The organism is Novosphingobium sp. TK46 (assembly GCF_055361525.1).
Genome location: NZ_CM143963.1, coordinates 1,340,321 through 1,365,597, shown reverse-complemented (window position 1 = coordinate 1,365,597; position 25,277 = coordinate 1,340,321). Strand labels below are relative to the sequence as shown.

23 protein-coding genes and 1 tRNA gene are annotated in these 25,277 nt (G+C 64.9%); 15 read left to right on the top strand and 9 right to left on the bottom strand.

The genetic code is table 11. The features are described 5' to 3' along the window. Positions 1–22 precede the first annotated feature (22 nt). From ACXJ1Z_RS06485 to ACXJ1Z_RS06470, 4 genes are read left to right on the top strand one after another with little or no spacing between them, the layout of a single operon-like run. The gene (locus ACXJ1Z_RS06485) at positions 23–385 is read left to right on the top strand and encodes a c-type cytochrome (protein ID WP_463780428.1); all 363 of its coding nucleotides are present in this window, start codon (positions 23–25) and stop codon (positions 383–385) included. Beyond that, positions 378–1,331 (top strand): cytochrome c oxidase subunit II, encoded by a 954-nt coding sequence (locus ACXJ1Z_RS06480; RefSeq protein WP_463780426.1) that lies wholly within the window; start codon positions 378–380, stop codon positions 1,329–1,331. Before ACXJ1Z_RS06485 ends, ACXJ1Z_RS06480 begins: the two co-directional genes overlap by 8 nt. Further along, the gene (locus ACXJ1Z_RS06475) at positions 1,328–3,871 is read left to right on the top strand and encodes a cbb3-type cytochrome c oxidase subunit I (RefSeq protein ID WP_463780425.1); all 2,544 of its coding nucleotides are present in this window, start codon (positions 1,328–1,330) and stop codon (positions 3,869–3,871) included. The genes ACXJ1Z_RS06480 and ACXJ1Z_RS06475 overlap by 4 nt, the downstream gene beginning before the upstream one ends. Continuing rightward, complete coding sequence (locus ACXJ1Z_RS06470; protein ID WP_463780424.1) at positions 3,871–4,152, top strand: hypothetical protein; 282 nt, start codon at positions 3,871–3,873, stop codon at positions 4,150–4,152. The genes ACXJ1Z_RS06475 and ACXJ1Z_RS06470 overlap by 1 nt, the downstream gene beginning before the upstream one ends. Positions 4,153–4,186: 34 nt before the next feature. Here the strand turns inward: ACXJ1Z_RS06470 and ACXJ1Z_RS06465 are convergent, their stop codons facing one another. Next, positions 4,187–4,375, bottom strand: coding sequence for a hypothetical protein (locus tag ACXJ1Z_RS06465; protein WP_463780422.1), 189 nt, complete (start codon positions 4,373–4,375; stop codon positions 4,187–4,189). A gap of 34 nt (positions 4,376–4,409) precedes the next feature. On the opposite strand from ACXJ1Z_RS06465, the gene ACXJ1Z_RS06460 reads away from it, so the two are divergent. Both ACXJ1Z_RS06460 and ACXJ1Z_RS06455 read left to right on the top strand, forming a co-directional pair. Beyond that, positions 4,410–4,853, top strand: coding sequence for a hypothetical protein (locus tag ACXJ1Z_RS06460; protein ID WP_463780421.1), 444 nt, complete (start codon positions 4,410–4,412; stop codon positions 4,851–4,853). A gap of 5 nt (positions 4,854–4,858) precedes the next feature. Then, positions 4,859–5,668 carry a ferredoxin--NADP reductase gene (locus ACXJ1Z_RS06455; protein WP_463780419.1) on the top strand — a complete coding sequence of 270 codons (810 nt, stop codon included), beginning with the start codon at positions 4,859–4,861 and terminating at the stop codon, positions 5,666–5,668. Between the two features lie 29 nt (positions 5,669–5,697). Here ACXJ1Z_RS06455 and ACXJ1Z_RS06450 read toward each other — a convergent pair whose 3' ends face one another. Further along, complete coding sequence (locus ACXJ1Z_RS06450; protein WP_463780418.1) at positions 5,698–6,705, bottom strand: alpha/beta fold hydrolase; 1,008 nt, start codon at positions 6,703–6,705, stop codon at positions 5,698–5,700. A gap of 132 nt (positions 6,706–6,837) precedes the next feature. Between ACXJ1Z_RS06450 and ACXJ1Z_RS06445 the strand changes: the two genes are divergently transcribed. Continuing rightward, positions 6,838–7,044, top strand: coding sequence for a hypothetical protein (locus ACXJ1Z_RS06445; RefSeq protein ID WP_463780416.1), 207 nt, complete (start codon positions 6,838–6,840; stop codon positions 7,042–7,044). A 29-nt stretch (positions 7,045–7,073) separates the two neighbouring features. Here the strand turns inward: ACXJ1Z_RS06445 and ACXJ1Z_RS06440 are convergent, their stop codons facing one another. The 3 genes from ACXJ1Z_RS06440 to ACXJ1Z_RS06430 all read right to left on the bottom strand — a co-directional run bounded on the left by ACXJ1Z_RS06440 (position 7,074) and on the right by ACXJ1Z_RS06430 (position 11,872). Beyond that, entirely contained in the window at positions 7,074–8,723 is a 1,650-nt protein-coding gene (locus ACXJ1Z_RS06440; protein ID WP_463780414.1) for a cation:proton antiporter domain-containing protein, read from the bottom strand. Positions 8,724–8,992: 269 nt separating this feature from the next. Next, complete coding sequence (locus tag ACXJ1Z_RS06435) at positions 8,993–9,397, bottom strand: hypothetical protein (protein WP_463780413.1); 405 nt, start codon at positions 9,395–9,397, stop codon at positions 8,993–8,995. A 315-nt stretch (positions 9,398–9,712) separates the two neighbouring features. Then, on the bottom strand, positions 9,713–11,872 hold the full coding sequence (locus ACXJ1Z_RS06430; RefSeq protein ID WP_463780412.1) for a TonB-dependent receptor: 2,160 nt from the start codon (positions 11,870–11,872) through the stop codon (positions 9,713–9,715). Between the two features lie 296 nt (positions 11,873–12,168). Between ACXJ1Z_RS06430 and ACXJ1Z_RS06425 the strand changes: the two genes are divergently transcribed. Further along, positions 12,169–12,780 (top strand): hypothetical protein, encoded by a 612-nt coding sequence (locus ACXJ1Z_RS06425; protein WP_463780411.1) that lies wholly within the window; start codon positions 12,169–12,171, stop codon positions 12,778–12,780. Positions 12,781–13,183: 403 nt separating this feature from the next. Next, a complete protein-coding gene (locus ACXJ1Z_RS06420) occupies positions 13,184–15,034 on the top strand; it encodes a putative bifunctional diguanylate cyclase/phosphodiesterase (RefSeq protein WP_463780410.1) in 1,851 nt (616 codons plus the stop codon). A gap of 137 nt (positions 15,035–15,171) precedes the next feature. Here the strand turns inward: ACXJ1Z_RS06420 and ACXJ1Z_RS06415 are convergent, their stop codons facing one another. Together ACXJ1Z_RS06415 and ACXJ1Z_RS06410 are read right to left on the bottom strand one after the other, a co-directional pair. After that, entirely contained in the window at positions 15,172–16,977 is a 1,806-nt protein-coding gene (locus ACXJ1Z_RS06415; protein ID WP_463781184.1) for a DUF885 domain-containing protein, read from the bottom strand. A 508-nt stretch (positions 16,978–17,485) separates the two neighbouring features. Continuing rightward, a tRNA-Gln gene (locus ACXJ1Z_RS06410) sits at positions 17,486–17,559 on the bottom strand. A 179-nt stretch (positions 17,560–17,738) separates the two neighbouring features. On the opposite strand from ACXJ1Z_RS06410, the gene ACXJ1Z_RS06405 reads away from it, so the two are divergent. Together ACXJ1Z_RS06405 and ACXJ1Z_RS06400 are read left to right on the top strand one after the other, a co-directional pair. Next, a complete protein-coding gene (locus ACXJ1Z_RS06405) occupies positions 17,739–19,115 on the top strand; it encodes a Ppx/GppA phosphatase family protein (RefSeq protein WP_463780408.1) in 1,377 nt (458 codons plus the stop codon). Between the two features lie 37 nt (positions 19,116–19,152). Continuing rightward, positions 19,153–19,839, top strand: coding sequence for an RlmE family RNA methyltransferase (locus ACXJ1Z_RS06400; protein ID WP_463780407.1), 687 nt, complete (start codon positions 19,153–19,155; stop codon positions 19,837–19,839). Positions 19,840–20,125: 286 nt separating this feature from the next. Here ACXJ1Z_RS06400 and ACXJ1Z_RS06395 read toward each other — a convergent pair whose 3' ends face one another. Then, the gene (locus ACXJ1Z_RS06395) at positions 20,126–20,812 is read right to left on the bottom strand and encodes a c-type cytochrome (RefSeq protein WP_463780406.1); all 687 of its coding nucleotides are present in this window, start codon (positions 20,810–20,812) and stop codon (positions 20,126–20,128) included. Between the two features lie 127 nt (positions 20,813–20,939). Between ACXJ1Z_RS06395 and ACXJ1Z_RS06390 the strand changes: the two genes are divergently transcribed. Continuing rightward, positions 20,940–21,833, top strand: coding sequence for a prephenate dehydratase (locus ACXJ1Z_RS06390; protein WP_463781183.1), 894 nt, complete (start codon positions 20,940–20,942; stop codon positions 21,831–21,833). Positions 21,834–21,848: 15 nt separating this feature from the next. On the opposite strand, the gene ACXJ1Z_RS06385 is transcribed toward ACXJ1Z_RS06390, so the two are convergent. Beyond that, complete coding sequence (locus ACXJ1Z_RS06385) at positions 21,849–22,241, bottom strand: VOC family protein (RefSeq protein WP_463780404.1); 393 nt, start codon at positions 22,239–22,241, stop codon at positions 21,849–21,851. Between the two features lie 73 nt (positions 22,242–22,314). Here ACXJ1Z_RS06385 and ACXJ1Z_RS06380 point away from each other — a divergent pair, with 73 nt between their 5' ends. The 3 genes from ACXJ1Z_RS06380 to ACXJ1Z_RS06370 are packed head-to-tail and all read left to right on the top strand — an operon-like array spanning position 22,315 to position 25,276. Next, positions 22,315–22,980, top strand: coding sequence for a hypothetical protein (locus ACXJ1Z_RS06380; RefSeq protein WP_463780402.1), 666 nt, complete (start codon positions 22,315–22,317; stop codon positions 22,978–22,980). After that, positions 22,977–24,311, top strand: coding sequence for a DUF4350 domain-containing protein (locus ACXJ1Z_RS06375; protein WP_463780400.1), 1,335 nt, complete (start codon positions 22,977–22,979; stop codon positions 24,309–24,311). The genes ACXJ1Z_RS06380 and ACXJ1Z_RS06375 overlap by 4 nt, the downstream gene beginning before the upstream one ends. Before the next feature lie 8 nt (positions 24,312–24,319). Continuing rightward, a complete protein-coding gene (locus ACXJ1Z_RS06370) occupies positions 24,320–25,276 on the top strand; it encodes an AAA family ATPase (RefSeq protein ID WP_463781182.1) in 957 nt (318 codons plus the stop codon). Position 25,277: the final 1 nt, after the last annotated feature.

Below are 25,277 nucleotides of genomic sequence, written 5' to 3'. Positions count from 1 at the left end.
GGCGGTTTCGCCCATAAGCCTATTGCGGGTTTCGGTCCTTGGCTGCGTCGCCTTGGGCGCCTGCAAGCCTCCTCCGGACGCAAGATACCAGTTCGACAGCAAAGCCATCGAACGCGGACGCATTGCGATCGAGCGCGTCGGATGCGCGGCGTGTCACGAAATTCCGGGGATCGATTGGCCCAAGGGGCGGACCGGCCCTTCGCTCGCGGGGTTCGATGACGTCGGCATGATCGCCGGAGCCTTGCCGAACACGCCTGCCAACCTCGCCGCCTTCGTGCGCAACGCGCCGGAGGCCAAGCCCGGCTCCACCATGCCGCCGATGCCGCTTACGCCCGCCGAGGCTCGTAATGTGGCGGCTTATCTGTTGGGAGCGGGGGATGCTTGATGCCTTGTGGGGCTGGCCCCCGCCGGTGCTCGACCCGGCAGGACCCTACGCTTACAGCGTGACCACGCTCACCTGGGCGCTGCTGGCGATGGGTGTGCTGGTGACCGGGATCGTCGTCGTGGCGCTCTACATCGCCATCAAGGGACCACCGAGGCTCAAGGCCAAGCTGGGCGGCGAGCGCGCGGTGTGGATCGGCGGCATCCTGTTCCCCGGCGTCGTGCTGACCGCATTGCTGATGTGGGGGCTGACGCTCACCGCATCACTCAGCCGTCCGATCACCGGCAAGGAGATGCGGGTGCGCGTCACTGGTGAGATGTGGTGGTTCCGCGTTCAATACCTCGATCCTCAAGGCCGCGTGATCCTTGAGGATGCCAACGAACTTCACCTTCCCGTCGGCCAGCCCGTGGTGCTGGAACTGCGCTCGGCGGACGTGATCCACAACTTCTGGGTGCCGAACCTCTCGGGCAAGAAGGACATGGTGCCCGGCCGCGTCAACCTTTTACGCGTGCAAGCCGATCGGCCCGGTCAGTTCGGTGGCCTCTGCGCCGAATACTGTGGCGGTCCGCATGCGCTGATGGGCTTCGTGGCCGTAGCGCACGCGCCGGACCAGTACCGGGCCTGGCTGGAGAAACGACGCGCTCCTCCGCGCACGGTCGAAAACACGCCGCAACTCGTAAAAGGCCGCAAGCGGTTCATGGAAAGCGGGTGCGCCGCCTGCCACCGCGTCGGCGGTACCGAGGCGAACGGCTTGGCCGGACCCGATCTGACCCACATGGGCGAGCGCCTGACGGTGGGTGCCGGCATCCTGCCCAATAATCGCGGCACGCTAACCGGCTGGATCGGGGACAGCCAGTCGATCAAGCCAGGCAATCGCATGCCCAGCTATGACCGGCTTTCGGCCCGGGATCTGGAGGCGATCGCCGCCTGGCTCGAGCAGCGGCGATGAAATCCGAAACCGGGTTCGACCACACGCTTTACGAACTGTTCCCCACGCGTCAGCCAAGGCCCGAGGGCGAGGTCGAACAACTCGAACGCATCTGGTGCAGGCCCAGGGGGTGGGAACTGCTGACGGCGGTCAACAACAACTACATCGGCTTTTACTACATCGGGACCGCCTTCCTGTTCTTCCTGCTCGCGGGGGTGCTGGCCCTCGGCATGCGGGTGCAGTTGACGGCGCCGCTGCTGCAGATCCTGCCGCAGGAAACCTACAACCAGTTCTTCACCATGCATGGCACGGTGATGATGTTCCTGTTCGCGGTGCCGATGGTCGAGGCGATCGGGGTGTTGCTGCTGCCGCAGATGCTGGCGGCGCGAGACCTGCCGTTCCCACGCCTGTCGGCCTATGCGTTCTGGGCCTATCTGGTGGGCGGTCTGTGCTTCTTCGCTTCGCTGTTCGTCGGCCTCGCGCCGGACGGCGGCTGGTTCATGTACCCGCCGCTGACCTCGATCGCGTACAGCCCCGGCATCAACGCCGACTTCTGGCTGCTCGGCATCGGCTTCATCGAGATCAGCGCGATCGCCGGCGCCATCGAAATCATCGTCGGCGTCCTGCGCACCCGCGCGCCGGGCATGACGCTGGACCGCATGCCGATGTTCGCCTGGGCCATGCTCGTGTTCGCGGCGATGATCGTCATCGCCTTTCCGTCGGTCATCCTGAGCACCTTGCTGCTGGAGCTGGAGCGGGCGTTCAACTGGCCGTTCTTCGACCCCACGCGCGGCGGCGACCCGATGCTGTGGCAGCACCTGTTCTGGTTCTTCGGACACCCCGAAGTGTATATCATCTTCCTGCCCGCCGCCGGGTTGATGAGCATGATGGTTTCGACGGTCGCCCGCACGCCGCTGATCGGCTACCGGCTCAACGTGCTGGCACTGGTCGCCACCGGCTTCATCAGCTTCGGCGTCTGGGCGCACCACATGTTCGCGACCGGCATGCCACGGCTGTCGACCGGCTACTTCAGCGCCGCCTCGATGGCGGTGAGCCTGCCCGCCGGAATTCAGGTGTTCTGCTGGATCGCCACGCTCGCGAGCGGAAAGATCCGCTGGTCGACGCCTGCCTTGTTCGTGGTGGGATCGGTGCTGGTCTTCACCATGGGCGGGCTGACGGGGGTGATGGTCGGCATGGTGCCGTTCGACTGGCAGGCGCATGACACCTACTTCATCGTCGCGCACCTGCACTACGTCCTGATCGGCGGCATGGTCTTCCCGATGTTCGCCGCGTTCTATCACTGGGTCGGGATGACCAGCAGCCGGCCGCTGAGCGAACGCGTGGGCAAGTGGGTGTTCTGGCTGCAGTTCACCGGGTTGCACATCACCTTCCTGCCGATGCATCTCACCGGCTTCATGGGCATGCCGCGCCGCGTGTACACCTACATGCCGGGGCGCGGCCTCGATCTGCTGAACCAGATCTCGACCGTGGGCGCGTTCGTCATGGGCGCCGGCGTGGTGCTGTTCCTGATCGATCTCGCGCGCAATTTCCGCTTCACCACCGATGACGACGCCGGCAACATCTATGGCGGAAGCACGCTGGAGTGGCTGCCGACCGGGCTTTACTCCACCCGCTCGATCCCGGTGGTGCGCAGCCGCGATCCGCTGTGGGACGATCCCAGGATCTGTGACGACGTGGAGCAGGGTCGGTACTTCCTGCCGGGCAGCGTCACCGGCTTGCGCGAGACGATCGTGACCTCGCCGATCAACGCCGAGCCGCAGTACCTGCAACTGATGCCTGGTCCTTCGGTGTGGCCGCTCGCCGCGGCGGTGCTGACGGCAGGCTTCTTCCTTGCGCTGACCGTGCAGGCCTACATGTTCGGCGCGGTCAGCGGCGTTCTGGGCATCGCCTGCGTGCTGCGCTGGTTGTGGGAAACCGACCGCCCCATCCAGCAGGACAAGGCCGATATCGGCGCCGGTATCATCGTGCCGATCTCGCTCACCGGCCCGCAGAGCCATGGCTGGTGGGCGCTCAACACGCTGTTCACGGTCATGGGCATGATCGTGCTGATGGGTTTGTTCGGGTACCTCTATCTTTACGGCATCCACCCCGAAGTATGGATCCCGGCGCCGCCGACGATGCAGACCATGGCTATCTCGCTCATGCTTGTTCTGGCGATCGTCGCTGCATGGCTTTCGCGCCGCGTACTTGCCACCACCGAGCGCGGAGAATTCGCCGGGCAGTGGCCGTGGCTGCTTGGCCTCCTGGGCGCGATGCTGCTTGGCGCAGCCTGCTGGTGGGACGTTGCGAGCTGGAGCGGCGCGGGGCTTGACCCCAAGATGAGTGGGCAGGGCGCTACCGTCTTCGTGTTGATCGCCTTCCAGGGGTTCACCGTCGCGATCGCCGGGATCATGGCGCTGTACCTCGGTTATCGCAGCGGCAAGGGACTGCTGACCACGCCGACCAACGTCACGCTCGATATCGTCGTACGGTTCATCGGTTACACCGCGTTCCAGGGCCTCGTGATCGTCCTGCTGACGCGCCTCTATCCGGGGGCGTGATGCAGCACGACTTCACCAACCGCCTTGACCTGCTCACCCCGTTTCTGGCGTTCAGCATCTGGGCCGCGCATTTCACCCTGTTGTGGAGCGTGAGCAGCGTCTTTCCCGAACAATCGCTGGCCCGCTGGCTGGCGGCGGTGCTCACGGTGGTCGCCTTTGCCGCGCTCTACGGCATCACCCGCTGGCGATCGATCAGGACGCTGGTCTCGATACCGGGCCTTGGGCTGTCACTCTCGATCGTCGCGATCGCCTTCACCGCGTTGCCGGCGCTGATCGGGTAGTCCCGTCGGCGCTCGATTGCTGCCCAGATACCAGTCAACCTGTCATCTTGCCTTGTGACGCTCGCGTGCTCGGCATCGGCACGCCGCGATTGCTGGAAGCATGGCTAGTCAGCGCCTGCATTCCCTCACCGGTCTTGACGGGCAGCGCGTACTTCGTCATGCTTATATGATAATGACTCGCAATATCCTTTTTGATTGCAAGTGCGGCGATGAGCCGCGTCACCTGCTCCGAGCGCCGGAGATTTAGAGGCCCGCCTATGTATGCCTTCGTAGATCGTCACCCCAGCACGCTGGGCAATGCCGGGCGCTTCGTGATTTGGGCCATGCGCGGCTGGACTTCGGCGGTCGCGAACAAGTCCTGCCCGCCACGGACCCTGTTTCGCGGCTTCAACGGCATGGGGGCGAGCGCCGCTCTGCCTGACTTTCACATCGCGAACGCGCTGCTCCATCGCGATGCGCTGACCAGGTTGCAGTTCGCCCAGGTCAATTGCTGCCGCATCCATGAGAACGAGGCCGTGCTGCTCTCGCTCTGGAACGCGACGGGACAGGGTAACAGCGCGCTCGTCATGGCGACACTCGGGCGTCTGGTGCGCGAGGAGAGCGTGCAGCCCGTCACTCGGGCCATGGCGTCGTGCACCATGCATCTTCTGCTTGCCGGGATCGACCTGACCGAAACCCTGACAACGCCAATCGAGAATTGAACCTGATGAGCGATCGCAAGATGACGCTGGCCGCCCTCGCTCCGTCGACGCTGACCGTGGAGGAGGTGGTGCGCGTGCATCACTGGAACCAGCACCTGTTCAGCTTCGCGATCACGCGGCCGCCCTCATTCCGTTTCCGCTCGGGCGAGTTCGTCATGATCGGCCTTCCGGGCGAGACGCGTCCGCTGTTGCGTGCGTACTCGATCGCGTCTCCCTCGTGGGCGGAAGAACTGGAATTCCTGTCGATCAAGGTCGCCGATGGACCGCTGACATCGCGCCTGCAGCTCGTCCGTCCAGGCGACCCGGTCTTCCTGGGCCGCAAGCCTACGGGCACGTTGGTGGCCGACGCGCTGCGGCCCGGGCGGCGATTGTTCATGCTGTCGACCGGAACCGGCCTTGCGCCTTTCCTCTCGTTGATCCGCGATCCGGATATCTACGATCGGTTCAGCCAGATCGTGATCGTCCATTGTGTCCGCACGGTCAGCGATCTGGCATACCGCGACGACCTCGAGAGCCAGCTTGCGCACGATCCCTTGGTCCAGGACCAGGCATTGCTGCAACTGACCTATGTTCCGACCGTGACGCGCGAGCCGTTCCACACCACCGGCCGCATCGGCGCGCTGATCGAAAGCGGCCGCCTGTTCGATGGCTTGGGCGGTGGCCATCATTTCGATCCCGTAAGCGACCGGGTCATGCTGTGCGGCAGCATGGAGATGATCCGCGACTTGACGGGAACGCTGGAATCGCTCGGCTTCAGCGAAGGCTCGAACGCCAACCCGGGAGACTTCGTGATCGAGCGAGCCTTCGTGGGATAGCGATCGGCGCGAACGCCAGCAGCCGACGGTCATTGCGCGGCGAGTGCGGCGAACAGGCTGTCCATGAACTGTGCCGGCGCCTCGACTTGGGGCGAATGGCCCAGGTCGGCGAGGCGGGTCAACGTCGCGTTCGGCATGAGCCTGATCGCGACCTCGGCAGCCTCGGGCACGGTCTTCACCTTGCCGCGCAACTCGGGTGGGGCAGTGTTCGCCCTGAACGCCGTGGTATCGCGCTGGCCGATGATCAGCGTGACCGGTACCTTCAGGCGGGAGAGCTCGGCCGCGACGGGCTGGGTCTGGATCATGTCGGACAAGCGCGCTTGCGCGTCCCGAACGGTATCACCATCGGGGCTGGCGTATTGTCCCGCCAGCATTGTCACCCATTGGTCATAGGCGGGTCTCCATTCGCCATGGTAATAGTTGCGAAGCTGATAGGCCTTGATCGAGGCAGCGTTGGTATTCGCCTCCTCGGCCCTCAACGCGCCAAGGTCCGCATAGGGTACCCCCTCGGCCAACGTGTCGTTCAGTCCCAGGGGATTCACCAGCACCAGCTTCGACACGCGATCGGGATAAAGAAGAGCGAACCGCATCGCCAGCATGCCACCGGTCGAGTGGCCGACGACCACTACTTTTTTCGCACCCACATGATCGAGCAGGCTGCGGGTCATCGCCGCCATGGTGTGGAAACTGTACTGATAGCCCGCCGGCTTCGACGACTTGCAGAAGCCGACCTGATCCGGTGCGATGACCCGGAAATGCTTGGCTGCAAGCGCTCGGGCGGTGTCGGCCCATGTCGCGGCGCAAAAATTCTTGCCATGCAGCAGGACGACCGTCTCGCCGTGTCGATCGTGCGGGGCCGCGACATCGAGATAGGCCATGCGGATCGGATCGCCTTGCGAAGTGGTCTCGAACCAGTTCACCGGGAACGGATAAGCGTACCGCTCAAGGTTGGCGCCAAGCGACACGCTCTGCGCTGCGGCACCGAGCGGCGACAAGGCGAGCGCGAGGCCCCTAACGGCGATTTTCCAGCCTATCATCTGGCATTAACGATTGAATGGACGAAGCGATGCATCCGCCGTCCGGCGAAATGCCGTCGCCGTGGCATGCGGCGCCCCTCTACCGAGATGCTTCGATCGACATCGGGAAGTCCGCGGTCTAGGATCCTGGCTATGGGTACCGTGCACAAGTTCAAGCGTCCGCCGAAGAACGAACGGCAGTTTCAAGGCTACCGGCCAGAACCGTCGAGCGGACTACGGAACGCGAAGCCGGCACGTTGGCAACTGCGCGATTGGCAGAAAACTTTGCTCGTCTGGTCGGCGGTGGTGTTGTTTGCTGCGGGGATATGGCTCGTCGGAAAGATCTTCGGGGGCACTTGAGCATGGCGTGGCCGGCGAACGAAGCGCAGCTAAGCACGCTGGCTTTCCGCCACCGGCCGTGAAGCCAGGCTGAGCATGCGTGCCGAGATCTCGCGCTCTCCGGTGACCACGTCGGGCACGCCGAGTTGTTCCAGGTGCGCGACTTCGGCATCCGAATGCGCGCGCGCGATCACCGCAAGATCGGGGTTGAGAGTGTGCACCCGCTCGACGATCGCGCCGCCCTCAAACCCTTCGGGTATGGCGATGAGCAGGCGCCCGGCCTGTTCGATCCCCGCCGCTTCGAGGGTGCGCGTGTCGAGCGCATTGCCGCGCACGACCTTGTGACCGTCCTGCACGGCACGGGCGACGATGTCCTGCTGATCCTCGATGATTACATACGGTTGCTCGCCGCGTTGCAGTTCGGCGGCGATACGCGAGCCGATGCGCCCGTAGCCGACAAGGATGATATGGCCCTTGGTCGTGCGCGGCACCGCCGGCATCGGCCGCGTGGACTCGTCTTGCTTGTGCCGGGTGGCGACGAGCGAGAAGATGAAGGGATTGAGGAAGATCGATATGATCGCGCCGGCCAGGATGAGGTCGCGCCCTTCGCCCGGCAGCACCTCCAGGCGCGTTCCCAGCGACACCAGGATGAACGAGAACTCGCCGATCTGTGCCAGACTGGCAGCGACGGTCAGGGCCGTGCGGTTGTCGTGCCCGAACACGCGCACGATCAGGTACGCGGCGAGCGACTTGCCCAACAGGATGATCGCCACCGTGCCCAGCAGCGGCAGCGGGTGTTCGAGCACGATCATCGGATTGAACAACATGCCCACCGACACGAAGAACAGCACCGCGAACGCATCGCGCAACGGCAGGGTCTCCACCGTGGCCTGGCGGCTCAGCGGTGTCTCGCCCAGGATCATGCCGGCGAAGAAGGCACCGAGCGCGAAGGACACGTCGAACGCCAGCGCGGCCCCGAACGCGACGCCCAGCGCGATCGCCAGCACGGCGAGGCGGAACAGCTCGCGTGAACCGGTATGCACGACCCAGTGAAGCGCCCACGGGATCAACTTGCGCGCGACGAGCAGCATCAGCGCCATGAATCCGGCGATCTTGACCGCAGTCGTCGCCAGAGGCTGGACGATGGCTTCGATCCCGGCACCGGACGCCTCGTTCATGATGCGCGCCAAGACCGGCAGCAGCACCAGCGCGAGTACCATGACCAGGTCCTCGACGATCAGCCAGCCCACCGCGATGCGGCCTCGCTGTGTCTGGACGATGTTGTGACCCTCCAGCGCGCGCAGCAGGACCACCGTACTGGCGACCGACAGCGCTAGGCCGAAGACGAGACCTTCCATCATGGTCCAGCCGAACAGACTTGCCAGCCCGAGGCCCAGCAGCGTCGCGACGGCGATCTGGCAGATCGCGCCGGGTATCGCGATCCTGCGGACCGACAGCAGATCGCGCAGCGAGAAGTGCAGGCCGACGCCGAACATCAGCAGGATGACCCCGATCTCCGCCAGTTCGTTGGCCAGGTTCGTGTTGGCGACATATCCGGGAGTGAACGGGCCGACGATGACGCCGGCCAGAAGGTAGCCCACCAGTGGCGAGACCTTCAGCCTATGCGCGAGTGCGCCCATCAGGAAGGCGACGACCAGACCGGCGACGATCGTGCCGATCAAGGGGGTGTGATGTGGCATGACTTGTTCCAGCATGCCGGGGAGGGCACGTGCATCCCCCGGCATGGCTCTATCATTCGGTTGCGCCGATCACGATGGCGAGGACGCTCACCGCGACGGCCATGCTGGCCCACACGGTTGGCGCGAACCAACGGGGCGGGCGTCTTTTCGGCTGATCCATACCGACCTCCGTACGGAACCTGAGCTTTCGCGGTCTTTCGATGGCACGCCAGAGGTGCCGGATCGAAAGTTCGCAATTGGCCAAGCGGCGTGGGCCGCAAGGCCGCGGGTCAGGAAATCGGGGGCGCTCTGGCGTCGAACCGCGCACCGCTGTCGGGCGATGGCGGTCTCAGGGTAAGTGCGGCGTAGCCATGCGGCGCGATATGAGCAGGAAGTCGGCTCACTGTCGCGCTCGGCGCATGCACGGCGCAGGCACCGATGCAGGTGGTGGGATGGGGGGAACTATCGTCGTCCGACTGGCGGATCGTGCGCTCGTCCTGCGTCGGGTCGTCTGATCGGGGCTGCAGCGACATCACCGCCGTCGTCGGGTCGAAAGCCGATCCGTAAGCCTGCACCGTCGCCGCTCCGAGCGGTATGACGGCGAAAAACATGGCGGTGAAGAGCGCGATGAACGCCGCGAACACAAACCCGGGCCAGTTGAATGGCCCTCGGTCCGGTCGTGAGCGGACGTTCATAAAGACAGGCATCTCCATATCGATCAGGGGCGATCTGGTTCGTCTCCGCCACACGGATGACGACGGCACACTTGCGCTTGTGATACTAAACCACTCTTCGCCACGCGAGTTGCGAAAGCCATGTTTTGATACATAGCGGAACAGCCGCCGCTGGCCTCTGCCCGTCGGCCGATCATCTTGCCGATGGCGCTTAACGTGATCGTAGCCGGCATCACGTCCCGATGATGCGTGTCGATAAGCTGGCGGATCCCCGGCGGATCGGACAATCCCACCGGATGCCAGCGGCGCCGAATTGGCCCGGCGCCGCTTGGGACACTAGATGCTGAAGCGGATCGTGGCGCGGAAATCACGTCCCGCCAGTGGCGCGAAGTCTTTCAGGAAGCTCGCGTGGCGCCGCGCCACGACATCGAACAGATTGTTGGCGCTCAGCAGCAGGGTCGTGTTGTTGTCGCGACCGAACGGACGGATCGCGATGTTGGCGTTGACCAGCGTGTATTCATTCGTCGGTGTTTCGAACGATGCAGTGCGTTTCTGATCAAACACATGCTCGATTTCGGCGCGCGCGGTAAGCAGATCGCTTTGCGCTTCCACGCCGCCCAGCAACCGCAGCGGAGGGATGCGCGGCACCGGACCACCACCACGGATGTTCGCATGCACGTAGTCGCCTACGCCATCGAGATTGATGGTGTAGCTTCCAAGCCGCGCCACACGTACCGACGCATCCGCCTCGAAACCATAGAACCGGGCATTGGCTTGCTGATACTGGAAACACGGGAGTTCGACCTCGCGCCCCGAAGGGTCGGCAGCGGCCTGACAGATGCCCTGTCCCACCTGGTTCTCGTAAATGAAGTTGTTGAACCAGTTATGATAGGCGGATGCATCGAAGCTGAAACCTTCGCCATGCGCATGCAAGGTGGCTTCGATCCCCCATGAACGTTCCTTGCGGAAATCGGGATCGCCCAGCTCGTAAGCCTGCGTCCCGGCATGGCCACCATTGGCGAACAGCTCCTCGGCAGAGGGCGCACGTTCGGTTCGCGACCCGTTCAAGCCCAGCCGGATACCTTCGACCGGGGCAAACGATACGCCCAGCGATCCCGACAAGGCCGCAAAGTTGCGATTGCCGCCGAAATAGCGAAGGTCGCCTTGTTCGGTCTTCGCCTGTTGCCTGGTCCACTCGTATCGCAGGCCGCCCTCGGCCTTGAAGGAGCCGAGATCGATTTGCTGCAACGTGAAGACACCGGTCTGATTGGTTTCATTGCGCGGCAGGAATGCTTCTTCGCCTTGCACGTCGAATTGCCGGTTGAAGTACTGGACGCCGCTTGCGCCGTGCCAGCCGTCGCGATTGGCCTGAACCAGTTCGACGCGGCCCTCCAGGCCGTTGTTGCGGAAGGTGGTGGCGATCTCGCCATTCTCTTCGACTTCGAAGTGGCGATACGTCGCATGCCCGGCGCGCACGCGTATCTTATCCAGGAATCCGCCGCCGGTCTCCACTTCCCCGCGCAAGTCGACGCGATTCTGCACGATGTCCAGGCGCGGAGCTTCCTGTTCCTGCCCGATCAGCGTCGCATATCGTACGGGTACGCCATAGAAGCTGTCGTAGTGGCTGTAGGAAATGCCAAGGTGACCCGTGTCGGTGATCAGCGATGCGCCGGCGCCGGCCGACCACGTCTTGCTCGCAGAGTTCGGCAGACGGCCGCGCAAGGCGGCATTGCCGGCAAAGTCGATCGGCTCGCCCGGGGCACCGTCTTCGCCGGGCTCGATCTCCTGTGGCAAGCCGACCTGGCCAAGAGCCTGTTCGCGCGCGCTGCGAGAGAGAACATGACCGCCGATCTCAAGGTCGTCGGTCTTGAGGTAAGAGCCATCGGCATGCAGCACCAGCCTGCCGACCGCTACGTCGCCGGCTGCCGAGCCCGAGCGCTCGTTCGCGGCCGACCCATACGTGCCGATCGCACTGACACGATATCCCTTGTCCGGGATCGAGCGGGGAATGCGCGTGTCGATCACGTTGACCACGCCGCCGATTGCCGACGAGCCGAACAGCAAGGCGGAAGGGCCGCGCAGGACTTCGATCCGTTCGGCAAGAAGCGGATCGATCGCCACGGCATGATCGACCGAGGTGTTGCTGACATCGATCGAGCCGATGCCGTCGGTAAGCACGCGAATGCGATCGCCCTGAAGGCCGCGCAGGACGGGACGGGATGCCGAGGGCCCGAACGAGGTCGACGACACCCCTGGCTGCCGCGCGAGCGTTTCGCCGATCGTTGGTCGCAATTCGCGCGTGAGTTCCTCGCCGCTGATGATCGACGTACCTTGCAGGATGTCGGCCTCGCTCTGCAGGAAAGGCGCGGTCACGATGATGTCGCCCTGGCGGGGCGGAGCCACAGGGTCGGATCGTCCGGGACCGGTCGTCTGGGCAAACGTTGGCTGCGTGACGCAAAGTGCCAACAGGCTGGCGCCGAATAATAATCGAGTCATGGGGCGTGCTCCCTGGGCATTATCGTCCCGCTCGTAACCCCAATGATACAGTGTATCAAGAACTATGTTATAACATTTCATGGGCCTTGGCGGAGCAGGTGGGGGACGCGCGTGCTGGACCTGTGGGCACTGGCCGTTGTCGCGGATTCGCGAACGTCCTAGAGACGTTGGATGGCCGCGATGTCCCATCAGCACGGAGAACGGCAAGGCGAGGCTTCGATGGAAAGCCCCTTGGCTGATCCATTCGCCGCCCTGCATGGCGCTGTTTCACCTGCAGATAGTTGCGAGATGATTCCATGACGACTTCGACAGCAAGGCGGCAAGGCTTACGATCGTCATGGTTGCTGCCGGTCGCGTTGGCGCTGCTGGGCTGCCAGGGCAAGCCCGAGTTGCCGGTGGAGACGCGCCCCGAGTGGACGGGCGCCGCGATCGACGGCATCGCCCCGCTGATGTCGCCACCGCAGGTGGAAGCGGCGCTCAAGCAGCATGGCTACGTCCAGATCCCGTGTACGAGCAAGGATAGCCTGCTGGTCGACCCGTTCAACCACGGCGACGATTCCCCCTGTTACCAAGCTGCGAAAAAGCCGATGCGGGTCAGCCTGTTCTTCCTCGACCTCGTCGAAGGTCGCAGGTTGGCAGTGGTGAATTTCAGCAATCGTTGGGAGAGGGACGAGTCCCCTGCCACTCTCCTTGCCGAAGGCGAGGCACTTGCCCGGCAGCTTCGCGCCCGCTTCGGCCCCCCGCTCATGTCGAGCGACAGTCCCGATTTTCGGACCTTCTACTGGCGGCGCCCGGGTGGGCGAGCGTCACTTCCGGACATGGTCAGCACCACCGTTGGCAAGCACTTCGGTCGCAACGTGACGATGACCAGTATGTGGGCCTACGGTCAGCAGCGGCCGAGGCCTTGAGCGGCCTGATCAATGTTATTGGCTGCCTCCAGCAATGGCATCGGATCGCATGGCATCCCAACTATATGGCGGTGCGGCCGAGAATGCCGCGTCCGAGATCGAAGGCATGCACACATCGGTCCTGGTCGGTAGGGTGTGATCCCTATCGTGGGGCCCGTTGTGCGAAAGTCGCGGCAGTTCTCGCGAAAGACGTGAGATGGAAGCTACCGCCCCGTGTTTCAGACTATTACAGCTTCTCGCCACTGAGAGGCGAGCAAACGAATGCTCCACGCGGGCCCTTGCATAATCGGGATATAGGCAAAACCCGCAGTGGGCATGCGAGCACGCGTTAACAACTTTCGAATATCAGATCATGCTTGTCGACTGCCGATCCAGCCCGTCACCACCGCAAGCTTCGAGAACAGTGCTAGCACTTCAAAACATAATCCTCGAACTGATAGCGACGGGCGAAACGCTCGCGAACACGGCATCCCGGATGTGCGTCGAGGCGGAGAAACTGTCTCCCGGCGTCATCTGTTCGGTTCTGACCGTTGCTGGCGACGGCTTCATCCATCCGCTGGCCGGACCAAGCCTTCCCGCCAGCTATTCCGCGGCGTTGGATGGCGTGGCAATCGGACCGGAAGCTGGCTCCTGCGGCACTGCGGCATATTACCGTAAGGAGGTGACCGTCGCCGACATCGCGAGTGATCCACGGTGGGCTGCCTTTCGCCATCTGGCCCTTCCACTGGGCCTTCGGGCATGCTGGTCCAGTCCGATCCTCAATGTGGCAGGGGAAGCCATCGGAACCTTCGCCTTCTACTATCGCGAGTGCAGAGGCCCGACACAGCTGGAGAGGGAGATCGTTCAACACTGCGTGCACCTTTGCGTCATCGCGCTCGATCGCCACCAGCGTCTTGTCGAACATGAGAGGCGGGCTTTTAACGACGGACTTACCGGTCTCGCCAATCGTGCCGCTTTCGATGCAGCCCTGGCGAAGCTGGACCACAGCCAACCAGGAGACTGGGCGCTGCTCGTGCTTGATCTCGACAATCTGAAAGTCGTGAACGACACCTTCGGCCACCATGCGGGTGACAGCCTGCTTCGAATTGCCGGCCGCAGGATTGCCGCATCAGCCGCCAACGGCAAAGCCTTTCGCACCGGGGGTGATGAATTCGCCATCATACTCGACGCGGGAGACGAGCGGCTCGATCTTGACCAGAGCGCAGAGCGGATCCTTGCAGCCCTGGCCCATCCCGCGGATTGCGGCGGCCACATCATCGCTCCGCGTGCCACCATAGGCGGGGCGGAGTTCCTGGCTGGCGACAGTATTGCGGAGCGGGTCCGCCAGAATGCGGATTATGCGCTGTATCACGCCAAGGAGACCGGCCGGGGCGGTTTTGTGCGCTATTGGCCGGGTTTGGGAACAAACATGACGCGCCGCCTCGGCCATATCCGCGAGGTGGATGCCGCTCTACGCGAAAACCGGATCGAAGCGTTCTACCAACCCGTCGTTCGTCTCGACACGCGTGAGATCGTGGGGTTGGAGGCCTTGTGTCGCATGCGGCTGGGAACCCGGATCATCGCCGCCGCCGACTTCCAAGACGCCATGCAGGACGTGCATGTTGCACGCGCGCTGACAGGACGGATGATGACGCTCGTGGCTACCGATGTCCGTGACTGGTTGGACATGGGCATTCCATTCCAGCACGTGGGCGTCAATATCTCGTCCGCCGACATGCATAGCGGTGCGCTCGACACCATGCTCGAGGACACGTTCGGGCAGGCTGAAGTGCCGTTGAAGCATGTCATCGTCGAGGTGACCGAAACCGTTTACATGGGCGATGCCGGTCGCTCCGTGCAAAAAGGCGTGGAAACACTTCGCGCCAAGGGTTTCCGAGTGGCGTTGGATGACTTCGGGACAGGTTATGCGTCGCTGACGCACCTGCTGACGGTGCCAGTGGACATCATCAAGATCGACAAGAGCTTTGTCGACCGGCTCGCCGCTGACAATGCGAGCATGGCTATCGTCGAAGGCATACTGCAGATCGCAACGAAGCTCGGCATCCGCGTCATTGCCGAGGGGATCGAGACGGAAGTGCAGGCGGATATGCTGCAGGCGGCTGGATGCGTCCTCGGCCAAGGCTACCTGTTCTCCCGTGCCGTCGATCGGCACACGACGACGGACCTGCTTTTAGAGAAGGCGCAGCCCCTGGGCGAGCCGATGGCAACTTACCCCGACCCTCGCCTGCAGGATGCGCGACGACGGATCTCCTAGTTGCCTGGGCGGCTTCGTCCCCCGTCTCGCCATTTGCGCATGGGCGATACCGCACCTGGATCCCGAACGCCTGCCATCGACGAGCGTCCGAAGCCGGGAGCCTCGCCAACGGTGCCCAATGACCGCGTGTGGGCCTGCTATGCCATCTGTTCGCGAGCGACTTTTTCGAGAACCGTCAGCGGCATGGCACCGGCCGTCAATATCCGGTGGAACGTTTTCGGATCCCAGTTCGCGCCGGCTTTCCGTTTCGCTTCGTCGCGCAGCCGCACCCAGACGGTGTGGCCAATCTTGTAGCTGCATGCCTGCCCCGGCCAGACCGTGTAACGGTCGATCTCGCCTTGGCTGCGCCCGCGCGCGATACCTGTGATGGCGATGAGGTAGTCGGTCGCCTTCTCGCGGCTCCAGCGTTTGGCGTGCATGCCTGAGTCGACGACCAGTCGCGTGGCGCGGAACAGCAGCGACTGCAGATAGCCGATCTGTCCGAGCGGATCGCCCTCGTACATACCCATCTCATCGGCGAGTTGTTCGGCGTAAAGCGCCCATCCCTCGGAGTAGCCGGAGTAGAAGCCGCGACGACGGATGAGCGGAATATCCTCGCTCTCCAGCGCGGACATGACCTGGAGGTGATGACCCGGCACCGCCTCATGGTAGCTGAGCGTCCCCAATCCGAACTTCGGTCGATCGAACGTATCCCGCAGATTGATGAAGTAGATGGCCGGCCGCGTTCCGTCGAGCGAGGCGGATTGGTAGTAGCCGCCGGGCGCACCGGCCTGAATGGCTTCGGGAACGCGGCGGACCTCGACAGGTGCCCGCGGCAAGACGGCGAACTGCTCGGGCAGGCGCTTCGTCATGGCCATGATCTGGCCGCGCAGTTGCTGGAGCAACTGTTCGCGGCCCGGATCGGTGTTCGGGTAAAGCTGGTCTGGCCGCTTGTTCAACGCCACCAACCGTTCGCCCACGCTTCCTTGCGTGAGCCCCTGTGATCGCAGGATGCCGTCGATGCGCGCACCGATCTCCGCCACCTGCGCCAGCCCAAGCTGGTGGATCTCGTCGCCGGTCATCTCCACCGTGGTCGCGGCGCTCGCAGCCGCAGCATAGTAGGCGTCTCCGTCGGGGAGGCGCCAGACACCCGCGTCGTGCCGGGCGCGCCCGCGCAGTTCGGTGACCAGCGCCCGTTGACGGTCGAGTGCGGGGAACACCTGCTCGGCCATCAGCGTGGCGACTTGCCTGGCACGTTCGGGCGGCAGCTTCGCAGCCTTCAGCTTGGCGGCCAGATCCGTCACCGGGCCGGTGGCATCGGGCGCCTTGTCCCGCAGGGAGGCTAGCTGCTTGAGCGTGGTATCGAGGATGTAGTCCGGGGCGAACACGCCCGTGCCGGCGTCCTCGCGCTGACGCTCCGTCTCCGCGTCGATCGCACCGGCGAACGCCTGCAACCGTGCGACATAGGCGTCGGCATCGGCGGCGTTTGCGATCCTGTGCTGGTTGGCAAGAAAATCGGGCACGTTGCGGTAAGCGCCCGTTAGCTGCGACAGCACGTAGGGGGCGTACCGCCCCGCGCTAGCCCCGAAAGCGTAGCGCTGTCCCGCGATCACCCGCTGCAGGCCATACTCCACGACATCGTAGTCGAGCTGCGCCGTGCTGCTCAGCGTATTGCGTCGTACGGTCTTCAGCGACGCCAGTTCCTGCCGTGCCCGTGCGAACTGTTTCGCCTGGCCAGCGCGCGACGTTTCGTCCAGCCTCGACTTCAGTTCCGCCCGTGCGCCCGTGTCGAGACCAAGCGAAGTCGCCTGCTCGGGGCTGTCCTGCAACCGTGCGTAGAAGAAGCGGTCGAGCATCGCGCGAAAATCGGCGTCCCGTGCGCCTGAGGCGGCGCGAACCGCGTTTGGCATGGCCACCGCTGCTGACAGGAGGCTGGTGGATGCCAGAAACTGGCGGCGATGCATCATGAATGCTCCCGATGGTAGGCCGTTGATTATTGGCCTTATCTTAAACGAGAGTGTCGCCGGCACCACCCATGGCGTCGTGCTCGTCACGTGCGTCCAGGACCGCCCCCAATTCCCCTCGGATGTGTGAAGCGGCCTTGGTCTATGTCGTGGGCGGCTCGCCCAAGTCACAGACGCGTGGGTCACGATCCCCAAGCGCATGGTCGGCCAAGCGGTTCGCCATTGGATGAGCCGGGCAGACGAGCCGTTTCGACAATCAGTAACTTGGCGCAAGCCCACAAGGGTGCGTGGGCGAGCAAGAGATGGTCCCGTGTTGCGATATTCGGATCGAAAAGTCGCCCGTCTGCTTACCGGCCAGCCTGGCAAAGGCCGAGTTTCAACCGGCAGCTGGAAGACAACACGCGCTTATCGCAGCGTCGGCGCTCTGTCGCAAAAGCATCCTGGGCAGCCAGGCCCGCAGACAACGTGTGTCGTGACGGTGAAGCTTAACTGTCAAGCGACAGAGTGGTGGATGCCCGACAAGGATTCGAACCTTGATTGACGGAGTCAGAGTCCGCTCTCTTACCGTTAGAGGATCGGGCAGCGAGAGGGCGCCAATAAGCGGGGGGCGGCTGGGGGTCAAGTCTCATTTGCCTTCGCGGATGCGTGCTGCGGGTGAGGGGCATTGCACCGCTCTTGCTCCCGAGGCTCGCGGGCGGTAGCATCGGTTTCAGGTGTCCGCTCCTTCGGGCGGAATGATAGATTGAAAGAGTTTGCTACCCATGGCGGATACAGCTCCGCCGGCAGCGAAGGTCGAGGTGTCGGGCCGCCGTGCGAGACGGCGCCATGCGCGGAAAGGCAAGGGTCGCCAAACCGCTGCCGACACGCCCGAAGCTCGGATCACGGGCGGACGGCCGCATGCGACAGGCGCCACGCCGCGCGACATACCCGTAGGCTCCACCAGCGTCGATCCGGGCGATGGTGAGGCACGCGCCTTGTCCCCTGCGGCCCAAGGGGCTGCTGTCCCCGCCGCGGGCATGGTCGATGGCCCGGTCCGTATCGCGCCGACCAGTGCGGGGAGCGGGCACGCGCGGTCCGGCGGCCATCGTCAGGCTTATGCGGCGATCGACCTTGGTACCAACAATTGCCGGCTGCTGATCGCGCGGCCTTCCGGCGAGAACTTCACCGTAATCGACGCCTTCAGCCGCGTCGTGCGGTTGGGGGAGGGTGTCGCGCAGAACGGGCGCTTGTCCGACGAGGCCATGGATCGCACGCTCGCGGCGCTGCGGGTTTGTGCGGACAAGCTCATGCGCCGCAATGTCTTTCTGGCGCGCTCTGTCGCTACCGAGGCTTGCCGGCGGGCCGCCAACGGCCCCGCGTTCATCGAGCGGGTCCGCGAGGAAACGGGCATCGCGCTCGACATCATCAGCGCGCGCGAGGAGGCTCGGCTCGCGGTTCTGGGCTGCCATGTCCTGCTCGAAGACGGACTGGGGCCGGCGATGATATTCGATATCGGCGGCGGCTCGACCGAACTCGTGCTGATCGAAAGCACCGACACCGTACCCAGGATACTCGACTGGCAAAGCGTGCCATGGGGCGTGGTTTCGTTGAGTGAGAGTTGCGGCACGGAAGGGGCGACGCGCGAAGAGCGGGTCGCACGCTACCGCCACATGCATGGTCTGGTTGCGGAGAGTTTCGCCGCTTTCGCCAGGCGCACGCAGCCGGCACGCGAATCCGCATCGAGCACCGGACCGCTGCGTTTGCTGGGCACCAGCGGCACGGTGACCACGCTTGCCAGCCTGCACCTGGAACTGCCGCAATACGATCGCAGTGCGGTCGACGGCTTGATCGTACCGGCCGATGCCATGCGCGCGATCAGCACGCGATTGTCCAGCATGGCGATCGAGGAACGGCGTGAACTCGCCTGCATCGGGCGCGAACGAGCCGATCTGGTCGTCGCCGGCTGCGCCATTCTCGAGGCGATCCTCGATCTGTGGCCCGCGCACCGCCTTGGCGTGGCGGACCGCGGCATTCGCGAAGGCATCCTGCGCAGCCTGATTTCGGCCGGTGGCCAGGGTCAGAACCACAATCATCTGCAGGGCGGCCAGCATCACGGCCATGGCCGGGGCGACCGGCCGCGCATGGCGGGCTCGTCATGAGCCGCTCCACGAGTATTCCCACAATGACCCCAGCATCATGACCCGATCCGGCCGCGACCCGGGCGAGCGGCTGAAGACCGCGCGCAATCGTACCAGCAGTTCGGTACGTTGGCTGCAGCGGCAGCTAAACGATCCTTACGTAAAGAAGGCGAAGGCCGATGGTTATCGCAGCCGCGCGGCATACAAGCTGCTGGAACTCGACGACAAGTTCGGGTTGATAAAGGGTGTGTCGCGGGCGGTCGACCTGGGCATCGCCCCGGGCGGCTGGAGCCAGGTGCTGCGCAAGCGCAATCCCAAGGCCAGAGTGGTCGGGATCGATTTGCTGCCCACCGATCCGATCGAAGGGGTGACCATCTTCGAGATGGATTTCATGGCCGACGAAGCACCCGCCGCGCTCGAGGAAGCACTCGCCGGTGCGCCCGATTTGGTGCTGTCGGACATGGCGGCCAACACCGTCGGGCACAAGCAGACCGACCATCTGCGCACGATGGGCCTGGTCGAGACCGCTGCGGATTTTGCGATCGCCACGCTGGCGCCGGGCGGCACGTTCGTTTCGAAGGTTCTTGCCGGGGGCACCGATACGGCGCTGCTGGCGCTGCTCAAGCGTCACTTCGCCACGGTCAAGCATGCCAAGCCGCCAGCCAGTCGCAAGGATTCGTCTGAGTGGTACGTGATCGCCAAGGGTTTCAAGGGCGTAAGGGAGGCGGAACCAGCGGACGATTAGTTGCTGTTGACGTGACGGGTGCGACCATTCATTGGGTGATCCCCGTCATTGGGCCGGTTTAGCCGGTCGCGGGTATCGCCACCGGCCCGTCAATCGAGCATGGCTGCGCGCGATCTACGTCGCGCACGAAGCCCGCCAAACGTTTCCTGCATGATTCCTCGCGCTGAGCGGCAAAGTAGTCGTCTGCCTCCGGCGCGAGAGATCGACAAGTCTTGCGACCTGCTCGCTGCGGCAGCTTCAGCCATGACCTCTCCGCGCCAAAGCGGAGAGAGGCCAGCGTATTATGTCAGGGCGCCGAGTTGGAGCCGGCCGCGCCGACGGCCTTGTCGCCACCTTCGGCCTTTGGCGCGGGTGCGGCAAGAGCGCCGGCAGCGGCCTGCGTGCCGGAGGGCGCGGGTTCGCCACCCTTGCCCGCGGGGGCCACGTCGGCAGCGGGCGCGGCTGCGGTCGGCAACGGCAGGTTCGAGCCTTGCGAGTTGAGATACGCGATCACGTTCGCGCGATCCTCACCCTTCGACAGGCCGGCGAAGGTCATCTTGGTGCCGGGTGCGAACGCCTTGGGGCTTTTCAGCCAGTCGTTCAGCAGCTCGAAGGTCCAGTTGCCGCCCTTGCTCTTGAGCGCGTCGGAGAAGGCGAATCCACCGGCACCCTGGCCGATCGCTTCGCCCACCACGCCGTGCAGGTTCGGACCGATGCCGTTGGCGCCGCCGGCGTTGATGGTGTGGCACGAGGTGCACTTGGCGAACGTCGCCTCGCCCTTGGCCACGTCGGCCTTTGCCAGCAACGTCGCGATCGGCACGTCGGCGGCAGCGCCGCCGCCCTCGGCTTCGACGCCCTCGATCGCGTAACCCTGCTTTTCGGGAGCGTGCGGCTTGTTGGCGCGGAAGTAGTGCGAGCTCACGCTGCTCAGGCCCAGGGCCACGACGCCTGCGAACAGCGTCCAGCCGGCGATGGTATTGAAGCGATCTTCCATTAATCCGTGCCCCGGGAGTCTTTGGTCAGCTGAATGGCCAGCGCTTAGTGTTGCCCGCCCCCGAGCGCAAGAGTCATCGCGAGATCCATTGCAGATGCGGCTCTGCGCCCTTAAGCGCGCTGGCGACATGGAAGCATATCCGCAACCCGCCCGCGCGCTCGTCGCCCAGATGGAGGCCCAGGCCGCCGCCGATCCCGCCCGCGCCATGGCCTTGCAAGGCGCGCCGGGCTGCAACGGTCACCGCGCTGCGCTCGAATACGACGCCGGTTGCCAGCCACTACCCTGCTTCGCCTTCGAGGACGCGCTGGATGCGGTGAAGGAAGGCCGGGCCGACCGCGCAATCATTCCGATCGAAAATTCGCAGCACGGAAGGGTCGCGGACATCCACTTCCTGTTGCCCGAAAGCGGCCTGGCGATCGTCGGCGAGTATTTCATGGACATTCACCATGCATTGATGGGCAACGGACGGGGACCGTTCACCGCAGCGTACAGCCATCCGCAGGCGCTTGGGCAATCGCGCCATTATTTGCGGTCACGCGGGCTGTTGCCGCTGTCCTATGCCGATACGGCCGGTGCCGCGGCGTTCGTAAAGGAGCAGGGCGATGCCTCGGCGGCGGCAATCGCGCCGGCGCTGGCGGCCGAGCTTTACGGTCTCGAGATCATCGAGCGCAACGTCGAGGATGCAGCCGACAACATGACCCGGTTCGTAGTGCTTGCGCGCGACCCGCTCGACCCGGCGACGCTGGCGGACATCCCGGCGATGACGACCTTCATCTTCGAAGTGAACAACGTCTCGGCCGCGCTCTACAAGGCGCTGGGCGGGTTCGCCACCAACGGCGTCAACATGACCAAGCTGGAAAGCTACCAGGTCGGCGCCAGCTTCGCGATGACGACGTTCTATGCCGACATCGAGGGCGCGCCGGGTGATCCGCGCATCGATCGTGCGCTGGAGGAACTGGCGTTCCACTGCAAGTACGTGCGTCGGTTGGGCTCCTATCCGCAGGCCCGCATACGCGGCTGAGCGATCGAGAGTGCCTCAGCCCCAGGCCGCGTGTTGCAGGACGATGCGGTAGCCGTCGGGATCCTCGAAGGTGAGGCCTTGCCGGTCCCAGTAGGGGTTGAACGAGGCGACCGGTGCGAAGCCCGCCGATCGCATCCGCGCGACGGCCGCCTGCCATGCATCATCCTCGGGCAGGTAGAACACCAGCAGGTGATCCTGACTGGGCGCACGCCCCGCGCGATGCGCCGCCGAGCGTGTGAATTCGAGATGATAGGGCGCGCCCCGCTTGCCCAGCATGACGCCGTCGAAGCCGCCGTGATCCTCGAAGCGATAGAGGATGTCGAAGCCAAGGCCGTCGCGATAGAAACCGAGCAGCGGTTCGAGATCGTTCGAGGGGCGGGCGATGCGCACGATCGCGGATGGGTCCATCACGACTAGCTAAACGCCGGCGCGGCCGGACTCAAGCTTGCGCCTCGCGCATGTGCATGCCACCAGTCCCCGAGTGAGTGTGCGGGGCGCAACTATCGCCGAAGCGGCGGCTTCGCGGGATGCGACAAGCGACTGGGAGGCCGTGCGCCGCTCGGCCGAGATACAGTTCGCGCCAGTTCCGCCGGTCAAGGACGTGCCGCCGCCCGCCTGGCTCGAAACCCTCAACGAAGCGTTGCGTGCGATGTTCGGGCCGCTGGCGAAGTGGATGGTCGCAGTATGGCCGGTGATCGAGAAGCTGCTGATCGTGCTTGCCGTGTTGCTCGTGCTGTACTTGGTATGGCGCCTGCTGGGGCCGCTGGTCACGCGGCTGCGCGATCCCAAGGCCAAGCCGGAAGTATGGGCGCCCAGTCGTGAAGAAGCGCTGGCGCTGCTCGACGATGCCGATCGGCTGGCGGCGGACGGTCGCTTTGGTGAGGCGGCGCATTTGCTGTTGCTGCGCAGCGTCGGTCAGATCCGCGCGGGGCGGCCCGGTACGGTGATCCCCGCCAGTACCGCGCGCGAGATCACGGCTCTGCCGCAATTGCCAAAAACCGCCCGCACCGCCTTTGCCATCATCGCCGATCGCGTGGAGCGCAGCCTGTTCGCGTTGCGCGATCTCGATGCCGCCGACTGGACCGTGGCCCGCGCCGCCTACGCCGACTTCGCGCTTGCCGACTTGCGGGCCGAGGGCCAGCGATGAGCAGGGCGCCGACCGCCGCGGCGGGTGCCAGCCCGTTCACCGCGCGCACCGCGCTGGCGCTAGTCCTCTTCGGCAGCTGCATGTTCGTGGCGCTGCTCTGGTTGATCGGCAACGGGCTTGGCGAGGGGCGCGCGAACGACGGTGGCGGTCATGCAGAGGGACGCGGACTGAACGGCTTTGCCGCGATGTCGGATTTTCTGGAGCGGCGCGGCTTCACCGTCAGGCACGGTCGCAGCGAGAAATCGTTCAAGGAACCGGGATTGCTGGTGCTGACACCGCCGGCGAACATGGATGGCAAGACCATCGAAAAGATCGTCTCGGGGCGCCGCCTGATCGGCCCGACGCTGGTGATCACGCCCAAGTGGAACGCCTATGCCACCGGCAGCGCGGAGACCAATGCGAAGCGCGGGTGGGTTCACCTTGCCGGACCGATCTCGGTGGAGTGGCGCGGCTTCCTGGATAACCTGACGCTCTACCCGGTCGACAGCGCCAGGAAGCCCGGTGGTCGCGAATGGTTCGCACGGGGCATCCGGGGGACTTTCCCGCAGCCCGCGCTGGTGATGGCGGGCAAGGGACCGGGCATGGTGCCGCTGGTCCTGGGTGCCGATGGCCGTGACGTCTTCGCGGCGTATGTAGATGACGGCGTCTACCCCGCGCTGACCGAGATGAGTCCGGCCGACTGGCCGATCATGGCCGAGGAGGACGAGGGCGAGGCCTATCCGCTGGTGATGGTCTATGACCCCGACTTGCTCGACAACTACGGCATGGCCCGCCAGTCCGGCGCGCAACTGGCCGAGGCGCTGGTACGCGGCGCGATGGCGGATGCGGATGGCGAGACGAGCGGGCCGCAGACGGTGACCTTCGACCTCACGCTCAACGGCATCAAGCGCAGCGACAACCTGCTGACGATGGCATTCTCGCCGCCGTTCCTGGCCGCCACGCTGTGCCTGTTGCTGGCCGCCGCCGCCGTGGGCTGGCGGGCGTTCCTGCGGTTTGGTCCGGCGCGGGTGCCGGGACGCGCGATCGCTTTCGGCAAGCGGGCGCTGGTCGCCAACTCGGCGGGCCTGATCGTGCGATCGCGGCGCTATCATCTGCTCGGCCCGCCCCTAGCCGACGCTTCGCGCCAACGCCTTGTGCGCGCCTTCGCCTTGCCGAGGGACCGCGATACCGCTTCCGAGCTTGCCGCGCTCGATCAGGCGGCGCGCGCCGCCGGCGCCGGCGATCACGCTTTCTCCCAGATCTCCGCGCGGCTGAGCCAGGCGCGCAACCAGCGCGACCTCGTCAAGGCCGCAGCCGAACTCCACGCGCTCGAAAGGACGCTCACCAGATGACTGACGCCATGAACCTGAACGAGGTGGCCGACATCGCCACCGCCATCCGGGGTGAGATCGCCAAGGCGGTGGTCGGGCAGGCGCCGATCGTCGATCACTTGCTGATCGCGCTGATGGCGCGCGGGCATGTCCTGCTCGAAGGGCCTCCGGGCACCGCCAAGACCTTCCTCGCGCAATGCTTCGCCGCCAGCCTGGGGCTCGATTACGGGCGCATCCAGTTCACGCCCGACCTGATGCCGGGCGACATCCTGGGTTCCAACCTGTTCAATTTCCAGACCAGCACCTTTACCCTTACGCGCGGCGCGATCTTCCGCGACCTGCTGCTGGCGGACGAGATCAACCGCACCCCGCCAAAGACCCAGGCTGCGCTGCTCGAAGCCATGCAAGAACGGCAGGTGACGCTGGACGGCACCACGCATCCGCTGCCACAGCACTTTACCGTGGTCGCGACGCAGAACCCGATCGAAAGCCAGGGCGTCTATCCGCTGCCCGAGGCGCAGCTCGACCGCTTCCTGTTCAAGCTGTCGGTGCCCTATCCCAGCCACGAAGAGGAACGCGCGATCGTCACGCGCTATGCGGAAAATCGCGGTCTTCCCAGCCCGGCGGACCTCGGCATCGTGCCGGTGGTCAGCCCCGAGCGTCTTGCCGCCGCGACCGAAGCGGTGCGCCAGGTCACGCTCGCCGAGCCGGTCGCGGATTATGTCGTGCGGCTGGTGCGCGCCACCCGCGAAAGCAACGAACTGTCGCTGGGCGCATCCCCACGCGCGGCGGTGCTGCTCGCGGGTGCGGCGCGTGCCCGCGCCGCGCTGGATGGGCGCGACTATGTGCTGCCCGACGATGTGAAGGCGTTGGCGGCGGGCGTGTTGCGTCATCGTCTGGCACTCAGCCCTTCGGCGGAGATCGAAGGGCGGCGGGTCGAGGATCTGGTCGCGACGCTGGTCTCGTCGACCGAGGCGCCGCGCTGAG

Coding starts and splice junctions, on each gene's coding strand:
- ACXJ1Z_RS06480 (WP_463780426.1), top strand. CDS start 378: ATGCTTGATGCCTTGTGGGGCTGGCCCCCGCCGGTGCTCGACCCGGCA.
- ACXJ1Z_RS06405 (WP_463780408.1), top strand. CDS start 17,739: ATGGCGGATACAGCTCCGCCGGCAGCGAAGGTCGAGGTGTCGGGCCGC.
- ACXJ1Z_RS06450 (WP_463780418.1), bottom strand. CDS start 6,705: ATGATAGGCTGGAAAATCGCCGTTAGGGGCCTCGCGCTCGCCTTGTCG.
- ACXJ1Z_RS06470 (WP_463780424.1), top strand. CDS start 3,871: ATGCAGCACGACTTCACCAACCGCCTTGACCTGCTCACCCCGTTTCTG.
- ACXJ1Z_RS06440 (WP_463780414.1), bottom strand. CDS start 8,723: ATGCCACATCACACCCCCTTGATCGGCACGATCGTCGCCGGTCTGGTC.
- ACXJ1Z_RS06400 (WP_463780407.1), top strand. CDS start 19,153: ATGACCCGATCCGGCCGCGACCCGGGCGAGCGGCTGAAGACCGCGCGC.
- ACXJ1Z_RS06455 (WP_463780419.1), top strand. CDS start 4,859: ATGAGCGATCGCAAGATGACGCTGGCCGCCCTCGCTCCGTCGACGCTG.
- ACXJ1Z_RS06385 (WP_463780404.1), bottom strand. CDS start 22,241: ATGGACCCATCCGCGATCGTGCGCATCGCCCGCCCCTCGAACGATCTC.
- ACXJ1Z_RS06390 (WP_463781183.1), top strand. CDS start 20,940: ATGGAAGCATATCCGCAACCCGCCCGCGCGCTCGTCGCCCAGATGGAG.
- ACXJ1Z_RS06425 (WP_463780411.1), top strand. CDS start 12,169: ATGACGACTTCGACAGCAAGGCGGCAAGGCTTACGATCGTCATGGTTG.
- ACXJ1Z_RS06475 (WP_463780425.1), top strand. CDS start 1,328: ATGAAATCCGAAACCGGGTTCGACCACACGCTTTACGAACTGTTCCCC.
- ACXJ1Z_RS06415 (WP_463781184.1), bottom strand. CDS start 16,977: ATGCATCGCCGCCAGTTTCTGGCATCCACCAGCCTCCTGTCAGCAGCG.
- ACXJ1Z_RS06435 (WP_463780413.1), bottom strand. CDS start 9,397: ATGAACGTCCGCTCACGACCGGACCGAGGGCCATTCAACTGGCCCGGG.
- ACXJ1Z_RS06460 (WP_463780421.1), top strand. CDS start 4,410: ATGTATGCCTTCGTAGATCGTCACCCCAGCACGCTGGGCAATGCCGGG.
- ACXJ1Z_RS06445 (WP_463780416.1), top strand. CDS start 6,838: ATGGGTACCGTGCACAAGTTCAAGCGTCCGCCGAAGAACGAACGGCAG.
- ACXJ1Z_RS06430 (WP_463780412.1), bottom strand. CDS start 11,872: ATGACTCGATTATTATTCGGCGCCAGCCTGTTGGCACTTTGCGTCACG.
- ACXJ1Z_RS06370 (WP_463781182.1), top strand. CDS start 24,320: ATGAACCTGAACGAGGTGGCCGACATCGCCACCGCCATCCGGGGTGAG.
- ACXJ1Z_RS06395 (WP_463780406.1), bottom strand. CDS start 20,812: ATGGAAGATCGCTTCAATACCATCGCCGGCTGGACGCTGTTCGCAGGC.
- ACXJ1Z_RS06375 (WP_463780400.1), top strand. CDS start 22,977: ATGAGCAGGGCGCCGACCGCCGCGGCGGGTGCCAGCCCGTTCACCGCG.